Consider the following 17402-nt stretch of genomic DNA (forward strand, 5'->3'; position numbering starts at 1 on the left):
TCCTTACTGGATCGTTACCGACCCGCGCATTTGCTCTTCAGTTTTAAGACGCGCCGGTTGTCACACACGCGAGGTCAGCAGCGAGGACAGCGGCCGGAACGGCTGCAGCCAAGCCCCCTGCTCAGGTAGCGAATCAAGCCCAATTCGCGGCAGCGGCTCCCGGAAAACACCTGCAATGTCCTCCAGGTCGACAAACTCCAAGCTATCCGACGCTAGCGCCCAACTAGCGTGTTCACGAAATCCGAGGACTTGAACAGGGGTTCCGTCGCGGGCGATTTCCTCGAGCGGTTGGCGAAACGCCTGACCGTCGGCCGAAGCCACCACCAGGGCGGCCAGGCCCTCCTGGTACCGCTGGTCGATATGACCGAGCATGTCGCGGTCGACGTCGCTATCCTCGTCAACCTTGGGTTTGGCGAATACCGCAAACCCGACGTTGCGCAGTGCGTCCACCCAGGGCCGCACCACTTCGGCACTGCCGGGCGCGATGTTGGTAAAAACGGTGGCCTCGGGTTCGATCGTGACGCCCGGACGACCCGCCGCGACGGCGGCCGTTCGGGCCAGGAGCCAGCGACCCAGCGCGTCGAAGCGGGGTCTTTCCAGTGCCGTTGGCCGGCGGCCCAGGATCGAGCCCAGGCCCATGTCGAGGTTCGGAGCGTCCCATACCAGCAGGACCCGTGCCACCGGCGCTGCGTAGCCGGTCAGGCCGGTCCCGCACCGTATGGGCTCGGAGGTCTGGGTAGCCACTTCTTCGGTCAGGCTCATCTATTTATCGTCTTTTCCAGAGCAATTCGGTGACGGCACTGCCCGCATGCTGGGCTTTCGTTTCGTACTTGGTGGTGGGGCGAACGACGGAGATCGGCAGTGGTTCGGTGCTGGGATCGACGCGCACCAGCCGGGGTTCGGCGTCGCCGGCTTCGGCGATGTCCGCGGCGTAGCCGGGATGGTCGGTCGCGGCGTGCAGGACACCACCGGGGAGTAACCGGTCTGCGATGAGGGCAATCGTGCTCGGCTGCAGCAACCTGCGTTTGTGGTGGCGTGTTTTGGGCCACGGATCGGGGAAAAACACCCGAACACCGGTCAACGACTGTGGGGCGATCAGGTTTTGCAGCACGTCAAGCCCATTGCCGCGGATCAACCGGATATTGGGTACCTGGTCACGGTCGATCGCGCAAAGCAGCTGCGCTAGGCCGCGGCGGTAGACCTCGACCGCTATCACGTCGATATCCGGCTCGGCCTGTGCCATCGCCAGCGTCGACGAGCCGCTGCCGCAGCCGATCTCCAGCACAAGTGGTGCGTCGTGGCCAAACCAGCCACGCGTGTCCAGGGGTGACCCGGACCGGGGCAACGCTTGCCTGCCCAGCTCGGGCCAGAGCCGCTCCCAGGTCTGACGTTGGACAGTGGACAGAGCGGAGCGTCGTGACCGAAAACTGGTTGCGGGCAAATAACCCCAGGAGCCCCCCTGGTTCCCTGCGTCGAAGCTTGCCGGCGTGTCGGGAGGCACCTCCACCCCGGGTTGCGCATGCATTCGTCCATGGTGGCTCATGAACCGCGGATGTAGCCGCCCCTGGTCCAGATTGATACCCAACAGTTGCCTTTGGCTGGTAACAGCGAGCGGTGGCTCGCGTCTCGGCGGCGCAAGTGTCACCATGCGGTGGGGCCAACCGATCGTCGCCAGTGATACGGCCGAGCAGGGCGGGATATGAGGGGACACGGGCATCAGGTTTTCGTTGACGAGCTGACGCAATTCGTCGCCGGGGCCGCTGACCAGCGGGTCACGGCGATCGCCGAGCGAGTGGCCGGGCCGTTGCGGGTGGCGGTCAACGGCCGGCGTGGCGTGGGTTGTGCCACGGTGGCGCGTGTCCTGGATCGGGTGACACCGGGCATCACGGTGACACCGCCCGAGCGTGCCGACGTGGCGCTGTATGTGACAGTCGAGGTCCTCAAGCCCGAAGACCGGGAGGCCCTGGCCGCTGCGCGGCGTCCCGTGGTGGTGGTGCTGAACAAGGCCGACCTGGCTGGTTTCGGCTGCGCCGCGCAGGCTCGGTGTGCGCAGCTCGCCGCGCTGATCGGAGTGCCCGTGGAGCCAATGATCGGGTTGCTCGCCGCCGCAGCGCTCGACGACCTCGATGCCGGATCCTGGGCCGCGCTGCGGGCGCTGGCCGCGCATCCCGGCGGCTCCCAATGCCTGGATAGCGGCTCCGAGGATTTTCTGGCGGCGCAGCTCCCGGTGCCGACCGAGGACCGGGAGCGCTTGCTGCAAACCCTCGATCTATTCGGCACGGCGCTTGGCATTGCGGCGGCCCGGCGGGGCAAGAGCGCCGCACAAATCAGGACCCTGTGGCGGCGCGTCAGCGGCGTCGACGCCGTCATCGACAAGCTCATTGCCGCCGGCGCCGAGGCCTATTACCGCCGCGTGTTGCGGGCAGTCACGGAACTGGAAGCGCTGGCCGTCTCTGACCCGGACATCAGCGAGTTCCTGTCCCGCGACGACACCGTGATCGCCAGGATGGCGGCGGCCATCGATGTGGTCGAGGCGGCCGGGTTGGACCTCGGGCCAGCCGCACCGCTGCCGCGGGCGGTGCATTGGCACCGGTACAGCGGGGCCCCGGTGTGCGACGTGCAGCGGGCGTGCGGCGCCGATATCGCCCGGGGATCACTTCGGCTTTGGTCGCGGGCGGGGGAGGCGGTGTGACCGGTGACGATCCGGCCGCCCGGGTGGACGCGCTGGTGGCGGCGATCGGGCGGCGGCTGGATTCGCCGGCCATCAACCGTCGCGACGTGGTCTTGGTGACCGGTCCGTGGCTGGCCGGCGTCAGCGGTGTCGTCGCCGCGCTGCGTGACCGGCTGCCGCAACACACGTTTGTCGAGTCGCTGGAGCTGGCCGTCGGTACTGCGCCCCTGGCGGTGGTGTTTGTTGTTTCCGCCGCGGCCGGACTGACCGATTCGGACTGCACACTTCTGGACGCCGCGGCCGAGCACACCGATGTGGTGGTTGGTGTGGTGTCCAAGATCGACGTGCACCGCAGCTGGCGTGAGGTGCTGACCGGCAACCGCGACAAGCTGGCCGCGCACGTGCCTCGCTACGCGCAGGTGCCCTGGGTTGGGGCAGCCGCCGCACCCGAAGTGGGCGAGCCGCGTGTGGACGAGCTGGTCGCGATCGTGCGTGAGCAGCTCGTCGACCCGGATATGGTGCGACGAAACAGGCTGCGGGCGTGGGAATCTCGGCTCCAGACGGTCGCGCAGCGGTTCGATCGTGACGCCGCGGGCGCCGGGAGGCGGGCCCGGGTCGATGCGTTGCGCCGGGAGCGCAGCGTCGCGCTGCGGCACCAGCGCCAGTCGAAGTCGGAACGCTCTATTACGCTGCGCGGTCAGATCCAGCAGGCTCGGGTTCAGTTGTCCTACTTCGCCCGCAACCGTTGCTCGTCGGTTCGCAACGAGCTGCAGGAGGACATCGCGAGCTTGTCGCGTCGGCAACTGACCGGGTTCGAGGCTTACACCCGTAGCCGGGTCCAAGAGGTTGTCGCCGAGGTGGCCGATGGAACCGACGCACGGTTGTCCGACGTCGCCCAGACGATGGGCGTGCCGGTGTCGCCGCCGCCACTCGACGAGCCGCCGACCGTCGCGGTTTCGGCCCCGCCGCTGCAATCGCGACGGCTGGAAACCCGGCTGATGATGCTGTTGGGTGCCGGATTCGGGCTGGGCACAGCGCTGACGTTGAGCCGCCTGGTGGCCGGCGTGCTGCCTGGCCTGGCTCCCGGACTGGTGAGCTTCGGCGTCGTGGCATGTGCGGCGGTCGGACTCGGGGTCACCGTTTGGGTGGTTCGCACCCGCGGCCTGTTACATGATCGTGCTTTGCTCGACCGCTGGGCGGGCGAGGTCACGGCATCGCTGCGCTTGGTGGCGGAGCAGCTGGTCGCCGGTCGCGTGCTGATCGCCGAGTCATTGCTGAGCACTGCGCTAACTGCACGTGATGAGGCCGAGAACGCCCGGGTTGCCGACCAGGTCAGTGCCGTTGACAGCGAACTGCGCGAACACGGCATTGCCGCGGCGCGGGCCGCGGCAATGCGGGACCGGGAGATGCCGGCGATCCAGGCCGCGCTCGATGCGGTGCGTGCAGAACTCGGGGAACCGGGTATACCCAACCGAACCACTAGCGCCGGAAACTGAACCTTCTGAATCGGTCCTGTGAGGAGGCTTATACCCGTCCAGACCTTCCGCGACAAGTAATGCACGATAATCTGTAAGAAAGCGTTAAGGGTGTTAACAGCCGCGCCTGGCACATGCACCAGTGATTCACCCGATCCGACAAGCCGATAACCGACCGATAGCCAAGCAGCAGAATTCAGGAGAGTTCGATGACCTCAGCGACCATCCCCGGCCTGGACACCGCACCGACAAATCACCAGGGGCTGCTGTCTTGGGTAGAGGAGGTCGCCGAGCTCACTCAGCCTGACCGGGTGGTGTTTGCCGACGGCTCCGACGAGGAGTTCCAGCGCCTCTGCGACCAGTTGGTCGAGGCCGGCACGTTCCAGCGGCTCAACCCGACGAAGCACCAGAACTCATACCTCGCATTGTCCGACCCCTCCGATGTCGCACGGGTGGAATCTCGGACATTCATTTGCTCTGAGCGCGAGATCGATGCCGGCCCCACCAACAACTGGATGGACCCCTTCGAGATGCGGACGGTCCTGACGTCGCTGTACCGCGGCTGTATGCGCGGCCGCACCATGTACGTGGTGCCGTTCTGCATGGGCCCACTTGGCGCCGACGACCCCAAGCTCGGGGTGGAGATCACCGACTCGGAGTACGTCGTGGTCTCCATGCGCACCATGACCCGGATGGGCAAGGCCGCGCTGGAGAAGATGGGTGACGACGGCTTCTTCGTTAAGGCGCTGCACTCGGTGGGGGCCCCCCTGGAGGAGGGCCAGTCCGACGTGCCGTGGCCGTGCAACGAGACCAAGTACATCACCCACTTCCCGGAGACCCGCGAGATCTGGAGCTACGGCTCGGGCTACGGCGGTAACGCGCTGCTGGGTAAGAAGTGCTACTCATTGCGGATCGCCTCGGCGATGGCCCATGACGAGGGCTGGCTGGCCGAGCACATGCTGATCCTCAAGCTGATCTCGCCGGAGAACAAGGCCTACTACTTCGCTGCGGCGTTCCCGTCGGCGTGCGGTAAGACCAACCTGGCGATGCTGCAGCCCACCATCCCGGGCTGGCGCGCCGAAACCCTCGGCGACGACATCGCCTGGATGCGGTTCGGCAAGGACGGCCGCCTGTATGCGGTCAACCCGGAGTTCGGGTTCTTCGGGGTAGCGCCGGGCACCAACTGGAAATCCAACCCGAACGCCATGCGCACCATCGCCGCTGGCAACACCGTGTTCACCAACGTCGCGCTGACCGACGACGGTGACGTGTGGTGGGAAGGCCTGGAAGGCGAGCCTCAGCACCTGATCGACTGGAAGGGCCGCGACTGGACGCCCGAGTCCGATGAGAAGGCGGCCCACCCCAACTCGCGGTACTGCACCCCGATGTCGCAATGCCCGATCCTGGCGCCCGAGTGGGACGACCCGCAGGGTGTGCCGATTTCGGGGATTCTGTTCGGCGGCCGCCGCAAGACCACGGTTCCGCTGGTCACCGAGGCGCGCGACTGGCAGCACGGGGTGTTCATCGGCGCGACCCTGGGCAGCGAGCAGACCGCCGCGGCCGAGGGCAAGGTGGGCAATGTGCGCCGCGACCCGATGGCTATGCTGCCGTTTATCGGCTACAACGTCGGCGACTACATGCAGCACTGGCTTAGCCTGGGCAAGCACGCCGACGAGTCCAAGCTGCCAAAGGTGTTCTTCGTCAACTGGTTCCGCCGCGGCGACGACGGTCGCTTCCTGTGGCCAGGCTTCGGCGAGAACAGCCGGGTGTTGAAGTGGATCGTCGACCGCATCGAGCACAAGGCCGGCGGTCGGACCACCCCGATCGGTACTGTTCCGGCCGTCGAGGACATGGACCTGGAGGGCTTGGACGTTGACGCCGCCGACGTGGCCCAGGCGTTGGCGGTTGATGCCGAGGAATGGCGCCAGGAACTGCCGTTGATCGAGGAGTGGCTGCAGTTCGTCGGCGAGAAGCTGCCGACCGGTGTCCGTGACGAGTTCGACGCGCTCAAGGAGCGGCTGGGCTAACCAGCGCGAGCAGACGCATAAGTCCCCGAAAACGGTAGTTTTCGGGGACTTATGCGTCTGCTCGGCGCATTAGCGCCGCAACGATTTTGGTAGGTAAACCGCGCCCGGCCCGGCAGCTGCCGCCCAATCGTCGGGATTGGAAATGGCACACCGCTTCAGCGACAGGCAACCGCAGCCGATGCACGAGTCCAGGTTGTCACGCAACGCCATCAGCCCCGCGATCTGATCGTCGAGTCGCGCGCGCCAGCCTTTGGACAACCGAGCCCAGTCGGCGCGGGTTGGGTTGCGGCCGTTGGGCAGTTTCGCTAGCGCGGCCGCGACCTCGTCCAGGCTTAGCCCGACGTTGCGGGCGGCCCGGATGAAGGCCAAGCGGCGCAGCATCTGTCGTTCGAACCGGCGCTGCCCGCCAGCCGTCCGGGTGGCGGTGATGAGCCCCTGGCCCTCGTAGAATCTGATTGCCGATGGGGCGAAGCCGCTGCGTTTCGCTAACTCGCTGACGGTGAACAGATCAGCCATATCCACCGAGACCTCCTTTCCACGTCTTGACTTAAAGTTAACTTTAAGTACCAGTATGGCGTTATGCCACTACCTGATAACACCCAACCCGTCGCAATTGTCACCGGCGCATCGCGTGGGTTTGGCCGCGCGGTGACCGCCGCTCTGCTCGAGCGTGGCTGGGCCGTCGTCGGCGATGCCCGTCGTGTCGCCGAATTGGAATCGACTGCGCGAGAGCTCAACTTGACACGACTGATTGTCCTACCCGGAGATGTCACCGACGCCTCGCATCGTGCCGCACTGGTGGCGGCGGCCGTCGGCCTTGGACCGCTTTGCTTGCTGGTCAACAACGCCAGCCGGCTTGGGCCCAGTCCCCAGCCAGCACTGGCCGACTACCCGGCAAATGAGCTGTGGGACGTCTATGACACCAATGTGCTGGCCCCGGTTGCCCTGATCCAGGCTGCGCTGCCCGCGCTCACCGAAAACGCCGGGGTAATCGTCAACCTCACCTCGGACGCAGCCGTCGAGCCGTACCCGGGCTGGGGTGGATACGGGTCATCAAAGGCGGCGCTGGACCAGCTGTCTGCGGTGCTGGCCGCCGAGCTGACCGTGGTACCCGTATACGCCTTCGACCCGGGTGACATGCGCACCGAGATGCATCAGGCCGCATTCCCCGGTGAGGACATCTCCGACCGCGCCGAGCCGGAGGCTATCGTGCCGGCGTTGCTGCGACTGCTCGACACCCGACCGACTTCCGGTCGGTACCGGGCAAGTGATCTGGCGGGAGTGCCGTCGTGATCCACGCGCAGACCCGGTTCCAGCGACCGCCGAACTCCGACGCCGCCGAGCCGCCAGAAGCGCGCGGTGTCGCCCGGGATGATGTCAAATTGCTGGTCGCGCGCCGGTCGGGGGTTAGCCATGCCCGGTTCGGCGAGCTGGGCGACTATCTACACCCCGGTGACCTGTTGGTGGTGAACAACTCCGCGACGCTGCCGGCCGCGGTCGACGGCCGCCGCGACGGGCATCCGGTCGCCATCCACTTCTCCACCCCGCGCGCCGAAAAGGTATGGGTGGTCGAACTGCGTCCCGCGGTAAGGGCGACCGGATACCTGCCCGACATCCGGGTGGGCGAACGCATCGAGATGCCCGGCGGCGGCGCGATCGTCATCGAGTCGTCCTATCCGGCACCGGGCGTCGACGGCGGGCGGTTGTGGCGGGCACGAGTCGCGGTCGAGGGTGACGTCATGTCGTACCTGGCCCGGAATGGCCGGCCGATCCGCTACGCCTACGTGCCGCAGCACTGGCCAGTGGCGTACTACCAGACGGTATTCGCCCGGAGACCGGGCAGCGCCGAGATGCCAAGCGCTGCACGACCATTCAGCGCCGAGGTGGTTTCCGCGCTGGTGGCCGAGGGCGTTGCGATCGCGCCGATCACCCTGCACACCGGGGTGTCCTCGGCAGAGCCAGGTGAGCCACCAGCACCAGAGCTGTTCGACGTGCCGCCCGCGACCGCGCGGTTGGTGAACGTTACGCGCGGAGCGGGCCGACGGGTGGTAGCAGTGGGTACCACGGTGACCCGCGCGGTGGAGTCGGCCGCCGACGGCGACGGCGTCGTACACCCTGCCTTCGGCTGGACAGATCTGGTACTCGGTCCGGACCGCCCGTGCCGGGTGGTCGACGGGCTGATCACCGGATGGCACGAGGCCGGGGCGTCGCACCTGTTACTGCTGGAGGCGGTCGCTGGGCCGGAACTGGTCGCCATGGCGTATCGGGAAGCCGTCGAACACGGATATTTGTGGCATGAATTCGGCGACAGTGCCCTGTTGCTGCCGGAGCGGGCCGCAGACGTACAGTCGGCCCATGCAGATTCGCGAGCACCTGGGCGCGAATAGGGCCGCCGTCATCTTGCACCCGTCGGGGGTGGTGATCAGCTTCGACGAGCTGGAAGCCCGCGCCAACCGGTTGGCGCACCGGTTCCGGCGGGCGGGTCTGTGCGAAGGCGACACGGTTGCCATCCTGATGGAAAACAACGAGCACATGCATGCGGTCATGTGGGCGGCTCGCCGCAGCGGCTTGTACTACGTGCCGATCAATACCCACCTGACCGCGGCCGAGGCGGCCTACATCGTGGATAACAGCAGCGCCAAAGCGATCATCGGGTCGGCGGCGTTGCGCGAGACGTGCGCGGATCTGGCCGAACATTTACCGAGCGGGCTGCCGGGCCTGCTGATCATGGCTGACGCAGACCTACGGGGGTGGGAACGATACCCGGAATGCGTTGCAGATCAACCTAATACGCCGATCGACGACGAAATCGAAGGTGACCTGCTGCAGTACTCGTCGGGCACCACCGGGCGGCCCAAGGGCATCAAACGCGAATTGCCGCACATCGCACCGGAGGCGGCACCGGGCATGATGTCAGCGTTGCTCGACCTTTGGATGGACGCCGACTCGGTGTACCTGAGCCCGGCACCGCTCTACCACACCGCTCCATCGGTGTGGTCGCTGAGCGTGCAAGCCGGGGGCGTCACCACGGTCGTGATGGAGAAGTTCGACCCCGAGCAAGCCCTCGATGCCATCCAGCGCTATAGGGTGACGCACGCCCAGTTTGTGCCGGCCATGTTCGTGCGGATGCTGAAACTGCCTGAAGGCATCCGTAATTCGTACGACCTGTCCAGCCTGAAGCGGGTGATACACGCCGCGGCACCGTGCCCGGTGGAGATCAAGATGCAGATGATCGATTGGTGGGGTCCCATCATTGACGAGTATTACGCGTCCTCGGAAGCGAGTGGGTCGACGCTGATCACCGCCGAGGACTGGTTGGCGCATCCGGGCTCGGTCGGCAAGTCGATGCTAGGCGCGGTGCACGTCCTGGACGCCGACGGCAACGAACTCCCGCCGGGCCAGGCGGGCGAAATCTATTTCGAGGGCGGCTATCCGTTCGAGTACCTCAACGATCCGGTGAAAACCGCTGCGTCGCGGGACAAGCACGGCTGGGTGACCGTCGGTGACGTCGGCTACCTCGATGACGAGGGTTACCTGTACTTGACCGACCGGCGTCACCACATGATCATCTCCGGCGGCGTCAACATCTACCCGCAGGAAGCCGAAAACCTTCTCGTAACCCACCCAAAGGTGCTCGACGCGGCGGTGTTCGGGGTTCCCGACGACGAGATGGGTCAACGTGTGATGGCTGCCGTGCAGACCGTGGACCCGGCCGATGCCACCGATCGGTTCGCCGAGGAGCTTTTGGTTTGGCTGCGAGATCGCTTGTCGCACTTCAAGTGTCCGCGGTCGATCGTGTTCGAGGCGCAGCTGCCACGAACCGACACCGGCAAGCTCTACAAGAACGACCTGGTCGAGAAGTATTCGGTGTGACCCATGCTTCGGGTGGTGGACCTGTCGAGTGCGCCGCAGGCGGGTGTCGAGCCGACACCGGGCGTGATCGTCGCGTATGGTCCGTTGTCCGATGAATCCTGGTTGGACACTGCGACTTTCACGCTGACCGAGGAGCTGTGCACGGACCGGCGGGTAGTCACCGTGGATTCGGTGCCGCAGACTCTGGCCGAGCTCATCGAGCGTTGCCGACGCTGGCCGCACGCCAGTGCGGTGTGTGACGACGTACTGCGCTCGGTCGACCCGAACGGTGCCACGCTGGCCGCCGTGATGACCGAGTCGTTGGCTTACTCGACATTGCAGGCGGGCCCGGAATTCGCGCGCTGGCTTTCCGAGCGGGGTCCGGCCAGCATGCCTGATATCGCCGACCCGGTTCAGACGCAACGCGAAGACGACACGCTGCATGTCAGGTTCAACCGGCCGCAACGTCACAACGCGCTTTCTAACGATGCCCGCGCCGCACTGCTGGACACACTGACCGTCGCGCAACTGGATCCGTCGGTAACCGGAATCGTGTTGAGCGGCAATGGCCCATCGTTCTGCAGCGGTGGAGACCTCGCCGAGTTCGGCACCTTCGACGACCCGGCCAGTGCTCATCTTGCCCGCACCCGCCACAGTCCGGCGCTGGCGCTCGACGCGCTCACCGCCAGGCTCGGCCGAGCCTGCCGCGCCGAAGTGCACGGCCGGGTGTTAGGCAGCGGATTGGAGATGGCGGCGTTTTGCGGATGGGTTGAGGCGGAGCAGGATTCGGTGTTCGGCTTGCCGGAGTTGAGCCTGGGCCTGATTCCCGGCGCCGGCGGTACGCTCAGCGTCACACGCCGGATCGGGCGCTGGCGCACCGGTTATCTGGTGCTCTCCGGTCGGACCATCGACGCCGCTACCGCGCTGGCTTGGGGGCTGGTGGACGCCGTCAAGCCCAGCGCGCGTGCTCAGTACCCCGAATAGGTCGTGATGGTGGACGGGGTGTTGTGATCGACGGAAACCGCCACCGCGATCAGGACGATATAGATGATGCCGATGATCACCGCGACGATCGCGCCGGTGATCGCGCCGATAATGGCCCACTTCTTGGCGCTAGCGGATGCGGCCTGGGCCTCGGCATACCGCCCCTGAGCCCACAACCCGGAGACCTTGGTGGAGTACACGATTGACACGATCCCGAACGGGAGACAGCACAGCACCGTGACCAGAATCGCCCAGACGAGGTAGTTGTCCGGCTCGGGCTGGCCGTAGCCCGGCAGCTGGGCCGGCCAACCCGGCGGCTGGCTTTGCCAGCCCGGCTGCTGGCCCGGCTGCTGGGCCTGCCATTCTGGGGAACCTCCGTACGGGCCTGACGGATAACTCATGGCCGCTGCCTTCCCTTGGGTTCCCGCTCGGCTTTGCTGAAGTCAGGCAAATATACAGCACGGGAACGCTATGGGCCGGCGTTCTGCGCTTAACCGTGGGTCGGAACTGACGCCGTCGACAAATCTCGGAAATGCGGGCGCTTCTAGGGTGGGGATATTGCCACCAGGAGCTCCTGCTCGGGTGCTGCGTCCGCCTTCGGAGGTCATTTATTGTGCCGTGCTATCGCGTTTAGCGACCGAGTTTCTACAAGAATTGTTGAATTAATTCAGGTGACGGGTTTCTTTACCCAGCAGTGCGGCTCCGATATGCGCTCGAAAGGCGTTGTGGCGGCCGTATATTTGGTGGGTCCGCAACATGTGAACCGATGCAGTTTGCCGGCGGTGCCCGCCCGCGCGTTCGGGTCGGGTGCAGCAATTTCCGAAAATGTTGACGCATGTCAAGTCGGCGAATAGGCTCTGCGCAATTGTGCGTTCTTTGCTTGGAGGCCGTTGTGTCGTCACATTTATTGGTGACCCCTGAAGCGCTTGCGGCGACGGCCCAGGACGCGGCGGGGATCGAGTCGGTGCTGCGGGCTGCGAATGCGGCCGTGGCAACGCCGACGGAGCGGTCGCTAGCCGACGGTGACGAGGTGTCGGTGGATATTAGAGCGTTGTCCGATGTCCGCGCGCCCGAGTATCAGTGGGCGAGTGCGCGGAAACCCGTCCGCCAGTTGAGGCCGGTTTCCGGATCGGGCGAGTGGAGCTCGGCGGAATCGGCCGAACTTTACGGCATCCGCAACTGGGGCTCGGGCTATGTCGACATCAACGAGGCGGGCGAGGTAATTCTGCGCGTGCCGGCCAACGGCAGGGTCGCCACCGTCAGCCTGATGGAGATCATCGCGGGGATGCGGCAGCGCGGCATGCAGATGCCGGTGCTACTGCGCCTGAATAACGTGCTGGAAGCGCAGATCGCGCTGCTCAACGACAGCTTCGCTAAGGCGATCCAGGCGAATCGCTACCAATCCCGGTACCGCGGCGTCTTCCCTATCAAGGTCAACCAGCAGTGCTCGGTGATCGAGGAAATGACGCGCGTGGGCGCCAAGTACGGCTACGGTCTCGAGGCGGGTTCGAAGGCTGAGCTACTGATCGCACTCACGCAGCTGGAACCCGACAACGGCTATATCGTCTGCAACGGCTACAAGGACGAGGAGTTCGTCGACCTGGCGCTGCAGTCGATGCGCATGGGCTTCAACTGCCTGATCGTGCTCGAGACGCCGACCGAGCTGCCGATCATCCTCGAGTCCTCGAAGCGCCTCGGCGTGCGGCCGCTGCTCGGCGTGCGCGTCAAGCTCGCCGCCAAGGTGGCAGGCCACTGGAACGATTCCAGCGGCGACCGCAGCATCTTCGGCCTCACCTCGGCTCAGGTCGTCGAACTGATCGACGACCTGCGCAAGCACGAGATGCTGGACTGCCTGCAGCTGCTGCATTACCACCTCGGCTCGCAGATCCCGAGCATCCGCGACATCCGCCGCGGCGTTCAGGAAGCCTGCCGCTATTACGTGGCGCTGCGCCAGGAGGGCGCGCGGCTCGGCTACCTCGACCTGGGCGGCGGCTTGGGCGTCGACTACGACGGCTCGCGGACCAACTCGAACTGCTCGACGAATTACTCGCTCGACGAGTACTGCACCGGCGTGATCGAGACCATCATTAGCACGCTCGGCCCCGCCGGCGTGCCGCATCCGACCGTCATCACCGAGTCCGGGCGCGCGACCGTGGCGCACTCGTCAATCCTGCTGTTCAACATCCTCGACGTGACGACCTTCGAGCCCGCCGATGCGCCGCCGACCGTGCCCGAGGACGAGCACGAGCTGGTGAAGAACCTACGCGAGGTGCTGAACGGCATCACCGCGAAGACAGCGAAGGACGCCTTCAGCGCCGCGAGCCGCTTCCGCGAGGAGATCCGCGAGCTGTTCCGGCGGGGGCAGATCCGGCTGCGCTCGCTCTCGCTGGCCGAGAACATCTTCCTGCACGTTGCGCGGGTGATCGTCGGCGTGTTGCAGGGGCTGCGCTGCGTGCCGGCCGGCTTCGAGGGCCTGGAGGAGTCGCTCGCCGACATCTACTACGGCAACTTTTCCGTGTTCCAGTCGCTGCCCGACGTCTGGGCGATCGAGCACGTCTTCCCGATCATCCCGGTGCATCGTCACAACGAGGCGCCGACGCGGCGCGCGATCCTCGCCGACATTACCTGCGACTCCGACGGCAAGATCGACAAGTTCATCGAGTCGAGCGGCCTGATGCGCACGCTTCCCGTGCATGCCTGGAACGAGAAGAAGGAGTACTACCTGGGCGTGTTTTTGGTGGGCGCCTACCAGGAGACGCTCGGCGATCTGCACAACCTGATGGGCGACACCAATCTGGCGAGCGTGCGCGTGCACGGCGACGGCACCTTCGAATTTGTGCGCGAAATGTCCGGTGACTCAATCTCGGACGTGCTGTCTTATGTCGGATACGACGAACAGCGCCTGCTCGAGCAGCTGCGCCGCACGGCGGAGCAGGCGGTGTGCAAACAGCGCATTACACTCGCGCACCGCCAGGAGCTGGTCGAGTCCTTCACCGCGAGCCTGCGCGGCTACACCTATCACGAGGGAGCGGGAACCTGTCGTAGGCGCTAGGCCGGTGCTTGAGAAGGGTTGCAGCAGTGTGGGTTTGCTGTCGGTTTGTGTCGGCAGCGCCGGGCCGTCTTCGACGAGTTGATTCGAGCCGTCGCAAAACCGAGACACGTGTCAAGTTAGGGAAATAGACTGCCCGCAATTGTCTGCTATTGCCCGGAGGCTGTGATGTCGTCGTATGTGTTGGTGTCCCCTGAAGCGCTTGCGGCGGTGGCCCAGGATGTGGCTGGGCTCGAGTCGGCGCTGCGTGATGCCAACGCGGTCGCGGCGAGGTCGACGACCGGGTTGGTGGCGGCCGCTGCCGATGAGGTGTCGGTGGGTATTGCGGCGTTGGTCGGCGCTCATGGGCAGCAGTATCAGCTGGTCAGCGCGCAGGTGGCGGTGTTTCACGCCCGGTTTGTGCAGGCGTTGAGTGGCGGCGCGGCGGCCTATGTTGGCGCCGAGGCGGCCAATGTCAATCCGTTGCAGGCATTGCTGGACTTGATCAATGCGCCCACTCAGGTGTTGTTGGGGCGTCCGTTGATTGGTGATGGCGCCGATGGCAGTGCGCCGGGGCAGGCCGGGGGTGACGGTGGGTTGTTGATTGGTAATGGCGGCAACGGCGCGGCGGGCACCAATGCCGGGGTGGCTGGTGGTGCCGGGGGTGCGGCGGGGTTGATCGGTAACGGCGGCCGCGGTGGTGTGGGTGGGGCCAATGCGGCGGGCGGGGCCGGGGGTAGCGGGGGGTGGTGGTACGGCAATGGTGGGGCCGGCGGGGCCGGGGGTGGCTCGGTGGGCTCCGTCGGTGGTGCCGGTGGTCGTGGTGGTCAGGCGTGGTTGGTTGGGTCTGGGGGTGCCGGGGGTGCTGGGGGTGTCGGCGGTGCCGGGGCTGTCGGGACGGGCGGTGCGGCGGGGGTGGACGCGAGCATTGCGGGTGGCGCGGGCGGGGTGGGTGGTAGCGGGGGCGCCGGGGGCGCCGGCTGGATCGGCGGTGCCGGTGGCGCAGGCGGCAATGGTGGGTTGTTGTTCGGTGACGGTGGGGCCGGGGGCGTGGGCGGGACCGGCGGGGTCGGCGGTGCCGGCGGTGCCGGTGGCGTGGGTGGGGCTGGCGCGGCGGGTCTGATCGGCGCGGTGGGCAGTGCCGATGGTGGTGCTGGGGGTCATGGTGGTGCCGGCGGCGATGGTGGTGCCGGCGGCGGGGGAGGGGTCGGTGGTGCCGGCGGCAGTAGTGGGTTGGTGAGCCGGTTGCCGGTGCTGGGTGGGTTGTTCGGTCACGATGGGATTGCCGGTGATGGCGGTGGCGGCGGCAACGGTGGCGTCAGTGGTGTCGGCGGGGACGGCGGCGTTGGTGCTGCCGGTGGTGCGGGCACGGGGCCGGTCGCCGGTGCCGGGGGCGCCGGGGGTGGCGGGGCGGACCCGGGTGTGGGTGGTGTGGCTGGCGCCGGCGGTGCTGCTGGCGGGCTCGGCGGGCACGCCGGTGTGGCTGGGGCGGCCGGTGGGCAGCCGACCAGCGGTGGTGACGGCGGTGCTGGTGGTCGCGGTGGTGTGGCGATCAATGCCGGTCAGTCCGGGGGCGCCGGTGGCGCCGGTGGTGCCGGGGGCGCTTACGGTGACGGCGGGCGCGGCGGTAACGGCGGCAACGGGGCGGCGGGTGCGGCGGGTGCGGCGGCCACCACGGCGGGCGGCGCCGGCGGCGCTGGTCAGGCCGGTGGTGCTGGTGGTGCCGGTGGTTCCGGGGGTGCCGGAGGGTCACAGGCCAGTGATGGGGGTGCCGGTGGCGCCGGGGGTGTGGGTGCCACCGGCGGGGCCGGCGGGGCCGGCACGGATGGTGCCGATGGCGCGGCGGGGTTGACTCCGGGGGCGCGCGGGCAGGACGGTGGTGCCGGCGGTGGGGGTGGTCGCGGTGGTGATGGCGGCGCCGGGGGTGGCGGCGGTGTGGGTGGCAACGCGGCCCACGGTGCTGCGGGCAGCCACGGGGTCGGTGGTGCCGGGGGTGCGGGTGGTCAGGGCGGTAACGCCGGTGACGGCGGGGCCGGTGGTGACGGACGGGCTGGCGGCTCCAACCCCGCCGCCGGCGCTGGTGGTGACGGTGGTCACGGCGGTGATCGTGGCCTCGGCGGTGCCGGCGGGGTCGGTGGCGATAACGGCGACGGCACCTTCGCCCCCAACGGCGCCGACGGTGCCACGGGCGGCTTTGGTGGCGACGGCGGCGACGGCGGTAACGGCGGCAACGGCGTGCAGACCGGCGCCAACGGTCAGGCTGGCGGCGCCGGTGGGGCTGGGGGTAACGCGGGCACGATCGGCGACGGCGGTAACGGGGGTAACGGCGGTCGCGGCGCCCTCGGTGCCAACGGGGTCAACCCCACCCCGGACGCCCCGACCGGCACCGCCGCCACAGGAACGGCGGGACAAACCGGTGGTGCCGTCGGTGGCGCCGGCGGCGACGGCACCGCTGGCACCGCAGCCACAAATGTTGGCGGCACCGGCGGGACAGGCGGAAACACAACAGCACCCACCTCAGTCGGCGGTGTCGGCGGCAAAGGCGGGAACGGCGGCAACGGCTTCAACCAGAACGGGGGCGTCGGCGGTACTGGCGGTGAGGGTATTGCTCTTGTTCCCACCGAACACCAGAACTACCAGGGTGGTAGCGGCGGTACTGGTGGTACCGGTTCGAGTGGCGCTGACGGCGGCAGGGGTGGCGACGGCGGTCGTGCCCTATCCGTGCAAGCCAGCACCAATGCAACTGGAAAGGGTGGAGTGGGCGGCACCGGCGGGATCGGCGGATTCGGTGGTGGTACCGGCGGTGCCGGTGGCGACGGCGGCAACGTCGACAATATGACTGGTGTCGGCGGCAAAGGTGGCGACGGTGGCACCGGCGGCGCGTCCGCGGGCGGTTTCTCCGGCGGCGAGGGTGGGGCCGGTGGAGCCGGAGGCGCCGGCGGATCGGTAATGGGCGACGGCGGCAACGGCGGCATCGGCGGTGACGGCGGTGCCGGCGGTGCCGGCCTCAAGGGTGGCACCGGCGGGGCCGGCGGAACCGGGGGCAACAGCCTGTTCAACGCCCAAAGTAAGGGCGGCGCCGGTGGCAACGGCGGAACGGGCGGCATCGGTGGCAACGGCGGCGCGGGTGGCAACGGCGGTAGCGGCGGCGCGGGCGGCACCGCGACTCACGGCATCTCCGGGGAACAAGGCAGCGGCGGCGCCGGCGGCAACGGCGGTGTAGGCGGCGCCGGCGGCGACGGCGGAGCCGCCGGCAGGGGCGGAGTAGGCGGGGACGGCCACGTGGGAGCGAGCGGCAAGATCGGAGCGACCGGTGCCCATGGAGGTTCAGGGATCGACGGCCAGCCCGGCGCGGGATAACCGTC

The 17402-nt window shown here is 67.4% G+C and carries 13 protein-coding genes; 9 read left to right on the forward strand and 4 right to left on the reverse strand.

Annotation, left to right across the window (positions count from 1 at the left end):
• Positions 1 to 60: 60 nt before the first annotated feature.
• Positions 61 to 762, reverse strand: a complete 702-nt coding sequence (locus AADZ78_RS01800) for an NYN domain-containing protein (protein WP_085248929.1) — start codon at positions 760 to 762, stop codon at positions 61 to 63.
• Positions 763 to 766: 4 nt separating this feature from the next.
• Positions 767 to 1543: a tRNA (guanosine(46)-N7)-methyltransferase TrmB gene (gene trmB / locus AADZ78_RS01805; RefSeq protein ID WP_085248956.1), complete on the reverse strand. Its 777-nt coding sequence runs from the start codon at positions 1541 to 1543 to the stop codon at positions 767 to 769.
• A 156-nt stretch (positions 1544 to 1699) separates the two neighbouring features.
• Between trmB and AADZ78_RS01810 the strand changes: the two genes are divergently transcribed.
• From AADZ78_RS01810 to AADZ78_RS01820, 3 genes are all read left to right on the forward strand, one after another.
• Entirely contained in the window at positions 1700 to 2692 is a 993-nt protein-coding gene (locus AADZ78_RS01810; protein WP_085248928.1) for a hypothetical protein, read from the forward strand.
• Positions 2689 to 4167 carry a hypothetical protein gene (locus AADZ78_RS01815; RefSeq protein WP_085248927.1) on the forward strand — a complete coding sequence of 493 codons (1479 nt, stop codon included), beginning with the start codon at positions 2689 to 2691 and terminating at the stop codon, positions 4165 to 4167. Before AADZ78_RS01810 ends, AADZ78_RS01815 begins: the two co-directional genes overlap by 4 nt.
• A gap of 188 nt (positions 4168 to 4355) precedes the next feature.
• Entirely contained in the window at positions 4356 to 6173 is a 1818-nt protein-coding gene (locus AADZ78_RS01820) for a phosphoenolpyruvate carboxykinase (GTP) (RefSeq protein WP_085248926.1), read from the forward strand.
• 69 nt (positions 6174 to 6242) lie between these two features.
• Here the strand turns inward: AADZ78_RS01820 and soxR are convergent, their stop codons facing one another.
• A complete protein-coding gene (gene soxR, locus AADZ78_RS01825) occupies positions 6243 to 6689 on the reverse strand; it encodes a redox-sensitive transcriptional activator SoxR (protein WP_085248925.1) in 447 nt (148 codons plus the stop codon).
• A 63-nt stretch (positions 6690 to 6752) separates the two neighbouring features.
• Between soxR and AADZ78_RS01830 the strand changes: the two genes are divergently transcribed.
• Genes AADZ78_RS01830 through AADZ78_RS01845 form a run of 4 tightly spaced genes read left to right on the forward strand, consistent with a single transcriptional unit; the run spans position 6753 to position 11009 of the window.
• Entirely contained in the window at positions 6753 to 7466 is a 714-nt protein-coding gene (locus AADZ78_RS01830) for an SDR family NAD(P)-dependent oxidoreductase (protein WP_085248924.1), read from the forward strand.
• Positions 7463 to 8560, forward strand: a complete 1098-nt coding sequence (locus tag AADZ78_RS01835; RefSeq protein ID WP_139828499.1) for an S-adenosylmethionine:tRNA ribosyltransferase-isomerase — start codon at positions 7463 to 7465, stop codon at positions 8558 to 8560. The genes AADZ78_RS01830 and AADZ78_RS01835 overlap by 4 nt, the downstream gene beginning before the upstream one ends.
• Positions 8529 to 10046: a fatty-acid--CoA ligase FadD4 gene (gene fadD4, locus AADZ78_RS01840; protein ID WP_085248923.1), complete on the forward strand. Its 1518-nt coding sequence runs from the start codon at positions 8529 to 8531 to the stop codon at positions 10044 to 10046. Before AADZ78_RS01835 ends, fadD4 begins: the two co-directional genes overlap by 32 nt.
• A gap of 3 nt (positions 10047 to 10049) precedes the next feature.
• The gene (locus AADZ78_RS01845; protein WP_085248922.1) at positions 10050 to 11009 is read left to right on the forward strand and encodes an enoyl-CoA hydratase/isomerase family protein; all 960 of its coding nucleotides are present in this window, start codon (positions 10050 to 10052) and stop codon (positions 11007 to 11009) included.
• Here AADZ78_RS01845 and AADZ78_RS01850 read toward each other — a convergent pair.
• Positions 10994 to 11410, reverse strand: coding sequence for a CD225/dispanin family protein (locus AADZ78_RS01850; protein WP_085248921.1), 417 nt, complete (start codon positions 11408 to 11410; stop codon positions 10994 to 10996). The two genes, AADZ78_RS01845 and AADZ78_RS01850, sit on opposite strands and share 16 nt — an antisense overlap.
• 509 nt (positions 11411 to 11919) lie before the next feature.
• On the opposite strand from AADZ78_RS01850, the gene speA reads away from it, so the two are divergent.
• The gene (gene speA / locus AADZ78_RS01855) at positions 11920 to 14061 is read left to right on the forward strand and encodes a biosynthetic arginine decarboxylase (protein WP_169726215.1); all 2142 of its coding nucleotides are present in this window, start codon (positions 11920 to 11922) and stop codon (positions 14059 to 14061) included.
• A gap of 165 nt (positions 14062 to 14226) precedes the next feature.
• Positions 14227 to 17397, forward strand: coding sequence for a PE family protein (locus tag AADZ78_RS01860; RefSeq protein ID WP_204903491.1), 3171 nt, complete (start codon positions 14227 to 14229; stop codon positions 17395 to 17397).
• Positions 17398 to 17402: the final 5 nt, after the last annotated feature.

It is taken from the genome of Mycobacterium riyadhense (assembly GCF_963853645.1).
GTDB lineage: Bacteria > Actinomycetota > Actinomycetes > Mycobacteriales > Mycobacteriaceae > Mycobacterium > Mycobacterium riyadhense.

Excerpts from the sequence above, each read along its gene's own strand:
- fadD4 (WP_085248923.1), top strand. The coding sequence starts at position 8,529 with ATGCAGATTCGCGAGCACCTGGGCGCGAATAGGGCCGCCGTCATCTTG.
- soxR (WP_085248925.1), bottom strand. The coding sequence starts at position 6,689 with ATGGCTGATCTGTTCACCGTCAGCGAGTTAGCGAAACGCAGCGGCTTC.
- AADZ78_RS01845 (WP_085248922.1), top strand. The coding sequence starts at position 10,050 with ATGCTTCGGGTGGTGGACCTGTCGAGTGCGCCGCAGGCGGGTGTCGAG.
- trmB (WP_085248956.1), bottom strand. The coding sequence starts at position 1,543 with ATGAGCCACCATGGACGAATGCATGCGCAACCCGGGGTGGAGGTGCCT.
- AADZ78_RS01830 (WP_085248924.1), top strand. The coding sequence starts at position 6,753 with ATGCCACTACCTGATAACACCCAACCCGTCGCAATTGTCACCGGCGCA.
- AADZ78_RS01810 (WP_085248928.1), top strand. The coding sequence starts at position 1,700 with ATGAGGGGACACGGGCATCAGGTTTTCGTTGACGAGCTGACGCAATTC.
- AADZ78_RS01820 (WP_085248926.1), top strand. The coding sequence starts at position 4,356 with ATGACCTCAGCGACCATCCCCGGCCTGGACACCGCACCGACAAATCAC.
- AADZ78_RS01800 (WP_085248929.1), bottom strand. The coding sequence starts at position 762 with ATGAGCCTGACCGAAGAAGTGGCTACCCAGACCTCCGAGCCCATACGG.
- AADZ78_RS01850 (WP_085248921.1), bottom strand. The coding sequence starts at position 11,410 with ATGAGTTATCCGTCAGGCCCGTACGGAGGTTCCCCAGAATGGCAGGCC.
- AADZ78_RS01860 (WP_204903491.1), top strand. The coding sequence starts at position 14,227 with ATGTCGTCGTATGTGTTGGTGTCCCCTGAAGCGCTTGCGGCGGTGGCC.